The sequence below is a fragment of the Flavobacterium cellulosilyticum genome (genome assembly GCF_004349355.1).
GTDB lineage: Bacteria > Bacteroidota > Bacteroidia > Flavobacteriales > Flavobacteriaceae > Flavobacterium > Flavobacterium cellulosilyticum.
The window spans coordinates 1-12,203 of record NZ_SMFK01000005.1 but is presented as its reverse complement, the minus strand read 5'-3'; the positions used below and the strand labels follow the sequence as shown (position 1 = coordinate 12,203).

Here is a 12,203-nt window from a genome sequence, read left to right as displayed (position 1 = left end):
CAGGGTTGCTATGTTTGTTAAAAAGGATCATTTATTCCGCTTACGCGAATGAGTTTTTTATTTACAAATTCCTGAATCCCGAGCTCTGATAGTTCACGGCCAAAGCCTGAACGTTTTGTTCCGCCAAAAGGAAAATTGGGTTGTGTCTGGGTTGGATGATTGATGAATACCATGCCCGTATCTATTTGGTCAGCTACTCTTTTTCCACGCTCAATGTCTTGTGTATAAACGGATCCACTTAAACCAAAATCAGAATCATTGGCCAGATCAATAGCAGCTTGTTCGTCTTTTACGACATAAAAGGATGCCACCGGGCCAAATAATTCTTCATGATACGCAGCAATACCAGGTTTCAGATCGGTGAGAATGGTAGGTTCCATAAAGGCACCGTCACGATCGGCACGTTTACCACCCAATGATACTTTTGCGCCTTCATCAACCGAACGTTTCACCTGATCGGCTAAATGCACTGCTGCCTCTTCGCTACTCATTGGGCCTAAATCTGTTTCAGGATCCATCGGATCACCTACATTCATTTTTGATAGAGCATCCTTAAACTTTTGAATAAATGTATCAGCAATAGCTTCCACTGCAATAAACCGCTTGGAGGCAACACAACTTTGACCATTGTTATTCATCCTTCCGAAAACGGCCCATTCTACTGTTTTATCCATATCGGCATCTTCCAGTATAATGAACACATCACTTCCACCAAGCTCGAGGACCACCTTTTTCAAGTGTTTTCCGGCCTCCATGGCAATACTTGAACCGGCTTCTTCACTTCCTGTAAAAGAAATACCCTTTATTCTTTTATCGGAAACCAATGCTGATGCACGTTTGCCTGTGATAAATAAATTGGTGTACAATCCTTCGGGAGCCTCTGCTTCTTCAAATAATTCTTGAATGACAGCAGCACATTGTGGAACAATGGAGGCATGCTTAAGCAAAATAGTATTGCCCACCATGATGTTCGGAGCGACAAAGCGAGCCATCTGATAGAATGGAAAATTCCACGGCATTACGCCTAACAATACACCAATGGGACTGTTTCTTATAATGGCAGATCCATATTCGGGGTTCAGTACTTTATCTGCAAGAAACGCTTCTCCGTGATCTGCATAATAATCAAAAATATTGGCACTCAAATCGATTTCTCCTTCCGCCTGAGCAATGACTTTGCCCATTTCTAAGGTGATAGTTTTAGCCAATGCAGACTTCTTGTTACGCATGAGCGTAGCTACTTTATGCAGCAGATCGGCTCGCTGTTGGTAACTGCTTTCTTTCCAATCAGTAAAGGCATTTTGCGCTTTTACTACCTTGGCTTCAATGACCTTTTCCGTCATCTCTTCAAATGACTTCAAGGTTTTATTGGTGTTCGGATTAACTGTTTGTATAGACATATTGATTAATTTTTTAATTATGTTATATGGTAACTATTCCTTTACTGTTTTGAAAGCATTTCCAAATACATGCTTCAATTTTAAGGGTCGGAATGGCTAAGCTAAAATTTGCATTATGAATTTCGAGAGACTTTATCGAAATGATGGGACATTATAGATTTGTGTGTTACCCAACTTTTGGAAAAGATTACATCATTTACGCATCTGCACGTTTTATCCGTGTCCGAATAAATATTTTGGCAATCTCATTAACCAACAGCGCTGCCAACATAAATGAATTGATATGATATTATTGCCGTTAATAATCGTTTAAACGTCCGCTTATCGTTTCCAAAGAAGTTTTTAATTTGTCAATAGCACCAAACATAGCCTTTTCAAGGGTGTTTGAGTGGTCGGTAGCAGCAGTTGGTTTCATCCCTTCAAGACGGGCTTCAACCAAACATCGCTTATCGTTAGATCCGTCTTTATTGCCATCTTCGTCAGAAAGGTGGATTTCCAAACGGGTTATTTGCGTACTGAACCTGCTTAGTTCTTCCGATATTAAAGAAGTATAAGAAGCTATTTGTTCTTCGTTCAGGATTACATTTTTGTCTGTATTAAATTGAATTAGCATACTATTTTATTTTAATTAGTATCGAAATATTGCTGCGAGCCCTGTTTCAGAAGGCATCTTATCGGTTGGAAGAACCATCACCTGTCCACCCATTTTTATTACCAGTTCTCCCATATCGTCCAGCAGGTCATCTACTCTCGGATTTATCAAATCTTTTTTCTGCGTATTTCCCGTTACCAGATTAGTTACCCTGACTGCAATAATCCGGTCGGCTTCAACAAAAAGGGTATCAACCCGTCCCTCAACTGCCGCCACAGCTACTTCCTTATAGTCGTCGCTGCCTTTGCCATTTGCCCTTGACTGCTCAAACCTGGCAACTAGGCGGTCAAGTTTCAGATTATATTCGGGTTCCATTAATTCCCAAGACATATTTGCCAGTTCATCTGGCGAAACGGACGAGGGATTTATAGAAATCCCTGTCGGTAACAACAAATGATTTTTGTTTACCTTTTGAAAAAGGCTTTGGTGTTCGGGCAATGTGGCAAGGATAAGAGGCCAGCCTGAAGGTTTCGAATAGTGTTCATTAATTGCATCCGCAACCACACGGAAAAACCTTTCAGCGTCTTTTTCAGTTTCCTCTTTATTACCGCCTTGGCCGTGATGCATTGGCGAACTTTCTCCTCCGGCACCACCATATGATGCAACAGTGGTATGAGCTTCTGTCAATTCTTCACCAAGCGCTTCTGTCATGGTTTTTGGAATATCAGCAGTGAGTTTAACCTCAGTAAGGGAGTGACGGTTGCCTTCAAAAAGACGGATATCCTGAAGAGTTAAGCACAAAACGTGATAGTTGTCAGCCGATTGCAAATATTGCCGCAGTGGTTTGGTATGAAAACTGTCGGCTACCATGGCCAATTCCGAAACCGATTTATTCAGTCCGACAACTTTAAATATACCTTTTGCACTAAAAACAGCCAGTCCCTCTAAGGCGTGATCCCAAACATCATTGTCGTTAACAAGGGCATATACAGATTCAAGATGTTTTTGCACTTCAGCGGCTGAATATTTCTGCATCAACGATTCCTCCAATTCCTTTACAAGATTTTTAAAAAGAATGCTATCCTGAAGATTCTCAGGATGTGTATGGTGCGTAGGCATATAAAGTGAAAGACAAGTCGCCTGGTCTACTACCAGAAGCTCCTGAATTAATTCTTTTGTAAGTAATTCCATAATTTTTTTTTTTATTCTTTTCGATGAAAAGTATTATTAAACTCTTCACGATCATAAAATCCATCGACACTATTCGAATTGTGAATCGTGTTATCTCTCCCGTAATGGCGAACTAAATATAATTCGTATGCAAAATCTATCGCATCTCCCTTTGTAAACCGTTTAGCTTTAGCAAAAGTTGAGCTATCAATTTGATTGGTATTTACCGATTTGTTCTTCTCATCTATAACTGCCATGCCGATAGGAATAATCAGGTGATTTTCCCCTTCCTTGTTTACAAACTCATGCAAACCTTCGTTAACTTTGCTTTGATACGTATTATGCTCTTCTTCTATCAACGTCTCATCAACTTCAACATCTAGATAAACTACTCGTTCGTCAGTTTTGTTTACCAGCAAATGATCCACTTTCCCAATAATACGGTTATTTGCATCTTTTACATCCCAACCCCTTACATCGCTATAATTTTCGGCCACTTTATAACCGGATAATTCGTCCAGATTAAAAAGATTTTTGTTTGTTTTTGTCATCATTTTAATTTTTAAAGATTAATTCATTTTTTGAAGAAGGTCAGAAGCCTTTTCAAAGTAATTCTTAACTGCATCTTTTTGCTCAAGAGTAAGTACTCCCGGTTTTATTGATTCTGATGCAATTTTTAATTCTGCAACTTCATTCGTCAATTCCGGATATTTAGCCTTTTGGATGTTTTGCAATACATTGGTTAAAATATCATCTGCCTTTCTAATATTATCCGCATGTGTTGTTTCAATAGAATCTTGTTCAATCATTTTTGCATATTCCCTTGCCTTTTCTAAATCTGCATGAACTTCATATCCAACCGCATTGGCCGTAGCATCAGTAGCCTCAATTAGTTTTAATAGCGCTTCATTTGTATATTCATGATCCAGACTCATTTTTTCTTTACTGTTTTCTACAAAATTTACATAAGCCGCAACGGTGCCGTTATTTTCTTTTACTCCTAAAAGGTCAGATTCGTTCGTATTAGTGATGGAATCTGCTTCAGGTACTACCTCTGTATTTTCGCCGTTATCACGAAATACCAGAAAATATACAAGCAGTCCAACGATTACAAGGCCAAGTAACAACCAAGGCCAAATCGGTTTTTTCTGTTCAATCTTAATTTCTGCCATAATAAATTTCTTTTTAAGTGTTAAAATATTTATTCGATACCATTTCCTTTTTCAGCTATCGTCAGATAGAGTACAAAGAAGGTTTATTAATTATAGTTTTCATTTTCCTTGAATGACTTTAACAACTATTGCGACAATTGTAATAAATAGCAATAAATGTGTCAACTAACCGATTTGAAAAGCAAAAAATCCAACTAGCCAGCCAATAATTAAAATTACCGCTACGATGTAAAGTAAATTTATAATAATTTTTTTTTAGGTTATTATTATTACTATCGTTTTAAATAGTAATCACCTCTAACAAAGGTAAATACATAAAAACGAATAAGTGTTACATAATATATGAAAGACTTACAAGATTCACACATTCTTTCACTTTTAATCCTTGAATACTGGCATCTCTCTATCGTTTCGATTGCAATCCAAAACTGCATATGTCTTTTATTATTTTTAGTTTTTTATACCTTTCCTAAATAATCAATAATAATTAATTAGGCTAGAAGTAGCACTACATTAATACACCGTTGGCAATCGTTTTTTAGGTTTTTACTATTTGATCGCTGACTAATAGCTCTAGGTCATTACTTTTTTCAGGGTTATTTTTTTTTAAAAAATCAACATCCGCCTTATATAATTGTTCCATTTCCTTCAAATAAATAGAATTGAATTCACTCTTAACAGCTTCTAATTGAGATGGGTTTGTAAACATCATTGCATATGCCTCTTTTAATGACCAACTTTTAATTACATCTAAGAAGATGTCTTTCCATACATGAAAGTTTAAAGTAATGGGGTTATAGGAATTAATTGGTGTCGTGATGCCATAAAAATGTCTGTTCTTCCTCTGCTTGAAAAGTTCCAAATAATCTGTCCCAGATAATAAATATTGATCCAAAGTTCTTATCCAAATATTTTTTATTACATGAATGATGCACTCTGTGATGAGATGGTGTAACAAAAATATATTCAATTGGAGCCTGTAATATTCTAATATATTCAGTATGAATCCAGAATTGATAGAGTACTTCGATTTAGTGACATATAAAAAAATTACAGAGTCAAATCCCATTTAAATTACAGGATTAAAAAAGATGAATTTAATGTATTGTGTCCAAACCAACCTAAAAGCCACAGACAAGTTAAATTTTTCTGAATTGTGTTGTGTAACATGAGTTGCCCACCAAAAACGATTAACATGGGTTAATCGATGTGAACAGTATCTACAAAAATCTATTGCAATAATGCAAAGAACGTATGCATACCATTCGCTTGGGATGCTCCACGGAATAACATTATAAAAAATAGTATAAGCCCGAAAATCCGTATTTTTAGTAAAGCTGAGATACCAACATTTACAAGACCTATAAATGTGGCCTATAAGGTGTCTACCCTATTATAATACTCTTTTTTTTGAATAATGGTTAGAACCACTCCAAAGCAACAAGTAAAATTATTGGAATAGCTGCAATTTGGATAATATTTAGACCTATTATTTGATCTAATAGCATTTCCATAGTCAAAAGATTTTCTTTCATATTGTCAAATTATATTGGAGTTATTTTAGTTGTTGTAGCACTTCCAAGTTTTTTTTATATTTCAAGATGAGATACTAATGCAGACTACCTGCTTGAATGCCTTAATTAATGATTATTAAGTACCCAAAGAAAGATTAAATATTACCTTAGATCCATCAGGTGCAATTGCAAATATTTGTATAATTCCTCTTTGAGCAGATAAAAAGGCCAGATCAATATCTTTAGAACTATTGATAGGTTTGCCGTTTATATAGGCAATTATGGTTCCGACAGGAATTCCATTATGGTCAAAAAAACCGCCCATGCGAACATTTGTTACTACTACCCCTGAATTAATATTGAAATATTGTTTCTGACCTTCTGTAAGCGGCGCAAAACTGACACCGAGCTTATCATAAATTTGGTCGAGCGATTTATTACTATTAGATGTTGTCTTTGTTGGCGCTTCCTTTTTTAAAGTTGCAGAAACAGTCTTGATTTTTCCGTCACGCAAATAGCTTAGTTTGATTATATCTTCAGGTCGATGTCTAGCAATCCTTTCCGAAAACTCTGTCGATGAAGCCAATTGCGTTCCATCTATACTTTGTATAATATCGCCTTCTTTAAGACCGGCTTCAGCTGCTGCGCTATTGTTCATTACATTCGTTATATAGACGCCATTTACTGTCCCAAGGGCAATACCCTGTTGCTTGAAATACCGTTGTTCATCTGAAGGTGAAGGAAATGCAACTCCCAATACTCCTCGATTTACAGAACCATATTGTTTAAGATCATCCAGAATTTTCTTAGCCAAGTTTACAGGTATTGCAAATGAATATCCTGCATAGCTACCAGTTTGAGAAGCAATCGCGCTATTAATACCTATAAGTTCTCCGGCTGTGTTTACAAGTGCACCTCCACTATTTCCTGGATTAATTGCAGCATCAGTTTGAATAAAAGATTCAATTGCTGTATTAGCAGTTGTACCTGAATTACTTTGAGAATTGTTACTCCCAGGGCGGTTAATTATTCCGATGCTTCTTGCCTTAGCACTTATAATACCAGCAGTAACAGTTGTATTTAGCGAGAAAGGATAACCAATAGCCAAAACCCATTCGCCAATCTGTACATTATCTGAATTTCCTAATTTTACAATTGGAAGTCCGTCTGCTTTTATCTTTAAAAGCGCTAGATCGGTATTTGGGTCACGACCAATTAATTCAGCTGAAAACTCACGCTTATCCGGTAATATGACTTTAATTTCTGATGCATTTTCTATAACATGATTGTTTGTTGCTATATATCCGTCTTGGGAAATTATTACACCAGAACCTGAAGCCATTGCAGGAACATTGCTTCTGGATTGCGTGCCATAGGGTTGTCTAAAATTAGTATTCTCTGTTGCCGGTTTTAAGAGGATTTTAATATGAATCACTGCAGGCATTACCGCTTTTGATGCGGCTACAAAATCTCCAATTCCGTTTGATTTATTCCCCATTTCTGTATTGCCACCAGAATATGCTGTCACAATACCATCAGTAGAAACAAAATCAGATGATTTTTTTTTGTCCGAGCAGCTGGTGCTAAAAATCTGAATGATTGAAAACAGAACTATAATTATTATTTTTTTTTTCATAAAAGTAATTTTTAAAATTTATCTTATTAATGCAAAGCTACATGACCACAAAACAATACCACCTTTTCATGTGTATTGATGCTATTTTCCAATTCTAGTAGATGGCCTTCATTGGATATTATTCTTGGTTATCTATAGAAATTTTTATTAAATGAATATACTGATTCTATTTCGGCCCAAGCCATATCCCCAACCTAAAAGTCACAGACAAGTTATATTTTTCTGAATTGTAGTTTGTAACATGAGTTGCCCACCAAAAACTATTAATATGGGTTAATCGATGTGACCAATATTTAAAAAAATCTATTGCAATAATGCAAAGGAAGTATGCCCACCATACGATTGGGATGCTCGAAGGAATAATATTATAAAAAAACAGAATAATTCCAAAAATTCCTATTTTTAATAAAGCTGAAATACCAACATTTACACTACCTATAAATGTGGCAGAAATCGTGTCTATGCTATTATAATAATCTTTTTTTTATGCAATTGTAAGAATCCACTCTAATACAACAAGTAAAATCATTGGAAAGGCTGCAATTTGGAAAATGTTCTAACCTACTATTTGATCTAATAGCTTTTCCAGAGTCAAAGGACTTTCTTTTATAGGTAGATAATATTTGTTTTTTTTAAAGGAATATGGTATCGCCGTTCTTTATTTGTGTTTGTCATTTGGAATCATGGCGATTTCATATAGTAAAATTATATTGGAGTTATTTTAGTTGTTGGAGCGCTACCAAGTTTTTTAATGTTTCAAGATCAGAAACTAATGCGTACCATCTGCTTGAATGCCTATATAATAAATATCGCAGTCTTTTGCTGTTTCTTCTACAAATATCACATCAAAACTCAAAAAAAAATGTGCTTCTTTAATTGAAGACTTTCATTTTTTTAAAGTTAGTTTTTTAAACTTTAATTCTACCATTAATGTTTCATTAAATTAGTTCGAAAGTACTTATCTAGCAGCATTTATTTATTTCAAAGCTATGACTTCACTAGCACTTCTCATCTATTAAATACAACAATCTTGCATTTGCCACTGTACCTTTGTTCGATAGAGGGTAAGCAAGAGCCTTTATATTTCAATTATTTATTTCCATAAATGAATGAGGAACAAAATTTCATTTACGCTTAATATATTCATAATAATTCTGTAGATCGGTTTCATAAGAATCACTTAACGCTTGATTATCAATATATTTCGGACTGTTTTTGACCTGATCTTCAGATGCATTTACAATCACCGAAGAAGTTTCCCAGTTTATTTCGCTGATCCATTTGGGAGCTATCAAAACCTTTTTTCCGGGAAAACAATTACCAGTATCCACTTCCAGATAATCAATTGCCCATGTTTGGTCATTGATTATCAAATCTTCTACATCACCAATTCCTCCATCTGTTGCTTGAATATTATAACCCGATATCGCTTCAGTGCTTCTTAAATGAGAGTCATGGGGTACATCCGGTTCTTTTTTTTGTATATATTTCAAGCCTATAGGATAAGACATACCCATTCCTACATTACCCATGCTACCTCCCCAATAGTAATTCCCCCAGGGATAATACCCATATAAATCCATTTCATGCTGACGAGATATAGGCTTATCCGTATCAATTTTTGGACTGTCCTTTATCTGTGCCATGGTTAGATTAACCGGAAAAGTTTGCTTCTCCCAATCTGGGGTAAGCAAAGCTTGTGGCGACAGCAAAATTTTTCTGCCGATGAGCCAACTTCCTGTCTCTACAATTATATACCGTATTGTCCAAGTTCTGTCGTCAAAGTAAAACTCTTTTACTTTGCCTATTTCTCCATCTGTAGCATGAATGGTAAAACCAATCAGACTTTTAATTTTTCGTTTCATAATATTTATTTTTATTTCAACAATTACATTTTTTCGTAATCTAAATCAATAAATTCCTGTGGACTAACATCCAATTCTTCTATAATAATATTCTTTTGGGAATTAATTGCAGTCTAAAGAATGTTGCTTAAAAATTTAGGGATTCTCTGTTGTTGCCTCTTGTGCGGGTCTCACTTCATCAGATGCATTTGCCATATCTTTGTCAAATGAATATAAAGCATCACTACTCATTTTTTCGCCTCCTGCTATTTTCATTTTATCCAATAAGTTCATCGCAAGCGTTTCTTCTTCCACTTGTTCCATAACAAACCATTGCATAAAATTATATGTTGCCCAATCCTCTTCTGCATGGCTCAACTTTACCACTTTGTAAATGGCATTTGTATTATCAACTTCGTGCTCGAAAATTTTTTCAAAACAGTTGTTTATACTTACTGGATTCTCGGGTGGAGCAGGAATAGCAATCACTTCTACCTCAGCACCTCTTTTTAAAATGTATTCTACTATTTTCATCATGTGGTTCCGTTCCTCATTAGCATGTCTGAAAAGAAAACTTGCTATACCTGAGAATCCCTGTTCGTCGGCCCAAGCTGCATAAGATAAATATATTTGCGAAGCATGTGCTTCTTTTGTCATTTGTGCATTTAATGCTGCTGTAATAGTTTTTGAAAGTCTGTTCGTTTTCATGTGATTTTTTATTTAATGTGTTATTTAAAATTCTTCTTTTACAATTGATTTTTTATCTACATGCAAATCGGCTAATTGTTTTTCGATTGCTTCCATCATTGGCGGAGGACCGCAGAGATAAAAAAATTGATTTGTTCCGCCACTGTTTGCTTGAATGAAATCTTTCGTAATTTGTCCTTTAGCATATCCCTCAACATTTTCATCCGACAAAATATTGATGAAATTAATACCTAATAATGCTGCAAATTCCTCTTCTAGGATGATGTCATTCTTAGTTTTATTGGCAAAAATGAGTTTATTATTCCCTATTTCATTTTTCGAGTGTAAATCCCTGAAAATGGAAATAAACGGAGTAATTCCTGCACCTCCTGCTATAAATACACCTTCTCCTTTGTAGCTGATTGCACCATAAACCTCATGTAAAATTAACTCATCGTTTATTTTTAGATGGAGAAGTTCGTTTGTCACATTTTTATGCGAAGGATATGTTTTAATAGTAAATTCGAGATAATTATTCTCCGGCAGACCAGTGAAAGTGAACGGATTTTCTTTATCGCTCCAACCCTCTTTTTTTATAGAAATATCTGTGGCTTGACCTGGTGTAAAGAGGTACTTTTTAGGTTTTTCGGTAACAATTTTCAATACATCGTGTGTGATTTTATCTATTGATTTTATTTTTACAATATGTTGTTTCATCTTATTTTAATTTATGAATTAGATAGTTTCTCATTTATGTTCTCGGGCTCAGTGGGAAAAACCAATTCATATTTAGTTGATACTAATTTCTCCTCCTTATTTTGGCATTCGAGTCGACTTAAAGATTTGAAATAAGAACTATACGAGTATTTTTTTTTCTTGTCTGCACTTACTGTATAACAATGAATATTCTTAAAATTGGTTCGTTACAACATTGCTTTTCTCGCTATAGAATAATCTTTCCTCTATTTTTTTTTCCATATCAATAGGCATCTTAGCATCGTCAAGCATAGCATTAAAATCAAATCAAGTAAAACTGTATCCAAGCTCAAAAAGCATCTGGATTTTTTTGTTTGTCTTCAATTTTTCCTATAAAGCAGGAATTAAAATCGTTTCGTATTCTTTACCTGTTATTTTTTATTATGCTTTAACTCCTAGTAATTGGGATGGTAAATCATTAATTATTTTTAACATTATGTTGTTTTTTATTATTGACTTAATAGGTTGATTAGCCAATTGAAAAAATTAGAGAGTGTATCTATTTCTTCCTTGCGAATTATTTTTTTTTGCTTAACTAAAATCTATATGCTACTATTTTTTAGTTGGAATAATGAAAAGCGGTAAAGAGGTGTCTTTTAATACTTTTTCAGCAACACTTCCCATAACTATATTTTCCAACCATTTCCTGCTGTGCGTGCCCAACACGATTATATCAGCTTGCAGATCTTTTGCTGCTTCTAATATTGAATCCACAGTATCCCCTTCTTTTACAAGTATTTGAATACCTTCATTTCCAAGTTCATGTTTTATTTTATCAAGAAAATTTAAGGCGACAGTTTTTAAATCATCTACATTTTTTGTTTGTAATGGCATCATTCCAATAAAGGAAGCAGTATATCCAGTATAATATAATGTGGGGTTTGAGATTACATGTAACAATATAATTTCAGCCTGCATTGCTTTAGCCATTGTAAAACCCCTTTCAGCAACTTTTTGGGAGCTAGAATCATAATCCAAGGTAATTAGTACTTTTTTCATAAAAATTTTTTTATTTTAAGAAACAAAGTTAACCTCCAGTTGATGAATATGTGTTATAGAATTAACTTAATGAGTTATATCATTTACTGATTTGATTACTATTCCTATAATAAAATACTACGAGTTCAAGTAGATTGGACATGCTAACTTTACCCGCATAAAAAGTTAAGAATAAAAACCTTAATTTTAATTTATGAAAAAAACGCGAATAATTTATGACCGAGCTTTTAAAGAGAAAGCAGTCCAGTTGAGTTTTGAAAGAACAAATATTTCAGAACTGGCCAGAGAGTTAGGAGTTACTGCTCCACAGTTGTATAAATGGAGAAAAGAATATGAAGAGTTCGGACAAGGAAGTTTTCCAGGGAACGGCAATTTAAAGCAAACGCCAGAACAGGAACGCATTTCGGAACTTGAAAGAAAGCTCAAAGATGCA

General features: G+C 34.8%; 14 protein-coding genes. 1 reads left to right on the top strand and 13 read right to left on the bottom strand.

Annotation, left to right across the window (positions count from 1 at the left end; genetic code table 11):
• Window positions 1–17: 17 nt before the first annotated feature.
• The 13 genes from E0F76_RS09585 to E0F76_RS09530 all read right to left on the bottom strand — a co-directional run bounded on the left by E0F76_RS09585 (window position 18) and on the right by E0F76_RS09530 (window position 11,770).
• Complete coding sequence (locus tag E0F76_RS09585; protein ID WP_132004812.1) at window positions 18–1,400, bottom strand: NAD-dependent succinate-semialdehyde dehydrogenase; 1,383 nt, start codon at window positions 1,398–1,400, stop codon at window positions 18–20.
• A gap of 298 nt (window positions 1,401–1,698) precedes the next feature.
• A complete protein-coding gene (locus E0F76_RS09580; RefSeq protein WP_132004809.1) occupies window positions 1,699–2,013 on the bottom strand; it encodes an HPF/RaiA family ribosome-associated protein in 315 nt (104 codons plus the stop codon).
• Between the two features lie 15 nt (window positions 2,014–2,028).
• Window positions 2,029–3,183 (bottom strand): baeRF3 domain-containing protein, encoded by a 1,155-nt coding sequence (locus E0F76_RS09575; RefSeq protein WP_132004806.1) that lies wholly within the window; start codon window positions 3,181–3,183, stop codon window positions 2,029–2,031.
• Between the two features lie 11 nt (window positions 3,184–3,194).
• Complete coding sequence (locus tag E0F76_RS09570) at window positions 3,195–3,716, bottom strand: PRC-barrel domain-containing protein (RefSeq protein ID WP_132004803.1); 522 nt, start codon at window positions 3,714–3,716, stop codon at window positions 3,195–3,197.
• Window positions 3,717–3,731: 15 nt separating this feature from the next.
• Window positions 3,732–4,334, bottom strand: coding sequence for a hypothetical protein (locus tag E0F76_RS09565; protein ID WP_132004800.1), 603 nt, complete (start codon window positions 4,332–4,334; stop codon window positions 3,732–3,734).
• A 165-nt stretch (window positions 4,335–4,499) separates the two neighbouring features.
• Window positions 4,500–4,577, bottom strand: a complete 78-nt coding sequence (locus tag E0F76_RS19855; protein ID WP_281275278.1) for a DUF5670 family protein — start codon at window positions 4,575–4,577, stop codon at window positions 4,500–4,502.
• 560 nt (window positions 4,578–5,137) lie between these two features.
• Window positions 5,138–5,305 (bottom strand): sterol desaturase family protein, encoded by a 168-nt coding sequence (locus tag E0F76_RS20015; protein ID WP_407920985.1) that lies wholly within the window; start codon window positions 5,303–5,305, stop codon window positions 5,138–5,140.
• Between the two features lie 98 nt (window positions 5,306–5,403).
• Complete coding sequence (locus tag E0F76_RS20010) at window positions 5,404–5,568, bottom strand: sterol desaturase family protein (protein ID WP_407920984.1); 165 nt, start codon at window positions 5,566–5,568, stop codon at window positions 5,404–5,406.
• A 416-nt stretch (window positions 5,569–5,984) separates the two neighbouring features.
• Window positions 5,985–7,484 carry a trypsin-like peptidase domain-containing protein gene (locus E0F76_RS09550; RefSeq protein WP_132004797.1) on the bottom strand — a complete coding sequence of 500 codons (1,500 nt, stop codon included), beginning with the start codon at window positions 7,482–7,484 and terminating at the stop codon, window positions 5,985–5,987.
• Between the two features lie 1,124 nt (window positions 7,485–8,608).
• Window positions 8,609–9,349, bottom strand: a complete 741-nt coding sequence (locus tag E0F76_RS09545) for a PRC-barrel domain-containing protein (RefSeq protein WP_132004794.1) — start codon at window positions 9,347–9,349, stop codon at window positions 8,609–8,611.
• A 135-nt stretch (window positions 9,350–9,484) separates the two neighbouring features.
• Entirely contained in the window at window positions 9,485–10,036 is a 552-nt protein-coding gene (locus E0F76_RS09540) for a ferritin (RefSeq protein WP_132004791.1), read from the bottom strand.
• Between the two features lie 24 nt (window positions 10,037–10,060).
• Window positions 10,061–10,732, bottom strand: a complete 672-nt coding sequence (locus tag E0F76_RS09535; protein ID WP_132004788.1) for a ferredoxin reductase domain-containing protein — start codon at window positions 10,730–10,732, stop codon at window positions 10,061–10,063.
• A 591-nt stretch (window positions 10,733–11,323) separates the two neighbouring features.
• Window positions 11,324–11,770 carry a universal stress protein gene (locus E0F76_RS09530; protein ID WP_132004785.1) on the bottom strand — a complete coding sequence of 149 codons (447 nt, stop codon included), beginning with the start codon at window positions 11,768–11,770 and terminating at the stop codon, window positions 11,324–11,326.
• Between the two features lie 193 nt (window positions 11,771–11,963).
• Between E0F76_RS09530 and E0F76_RS09525 the strand changes: the two genes are divergently transcribed.
• A partial coding sequence (locus E0F76_RS09525) for a transposase (RefSeq protein ID WP_132004782.1) occupies window positions 11,964–12,203 on the top strand: 240 nt, incomplete at its 3' end.

Coding starts and splice junctions, on each gene's coding strand:
- E0F76_RS09585 (WP_132004812.1), bottom strand. CDS start 1,400: ATGTCTATACAAACAGTTAATCCGAACACCAATAAAACCTTGAAGTCA.
- E0F76_RS09580 (WP_132004809.1), bottom strand. CDS start 2,013: ATGCTAATTCAATTTAATACAGACAAAAATGTAATCCTGAACGAAGAA.
- E0F76_RS09575 (WP_132004806.1), bottom strand. CDS start 3,183: ATGGAATTACTTACAAAAGAATTAATTCAGGAGCTTCTGGTAGTAGAC.
- E0F76_RS09570 (WP_132004803.1), bottom strand. CDS start 3,716: ATGATGACAAAAACAAACAAAAATCTTTTTAATCTGGACGAATTATCC.
- E0F76_RS09565 (WP_132004800.1), bottom strand. CDS start 4,334: ATGGCAGAAATTAAGATTGAACAGAAAAAACCGATTTGGCCTTGGTTG.
- E0F76_RS09550 (WP_132004797.1), bottom strand. CDS start 7,484: ATGAAAAAAAAAATAATAATTATAGTTCTGTTTTCAATCATTCAGATT.
- E0F76_RS09545 (WP_132004794.1), bottom strand. CDS start 9,349: ATGAAACGAAAAATTAAAAGTCTGATTGGTTTTACCATTCATGCTACA.
- E0F76_RS09540 (WP_132004791.1), bottom strand. CDS start 10,036: ATGAAAACGAACAGACTTTCAAAAACTATTACAGCAGCATTAAATGCA.
- E0F76_RS09535 (WP_132004788.1), bottom strand. CDS start 10,732: ATGAAACAACATATTGTAAAAATAAAATCAATAGATAAAATCACACAC.
- E0F76_RS09530 (WP_132004785.1), bottom strand. CDS start 11,770: ATGAAAAAAGTACTAATTACCTTGGATTATGATTCTAGCTCCCAAAAA.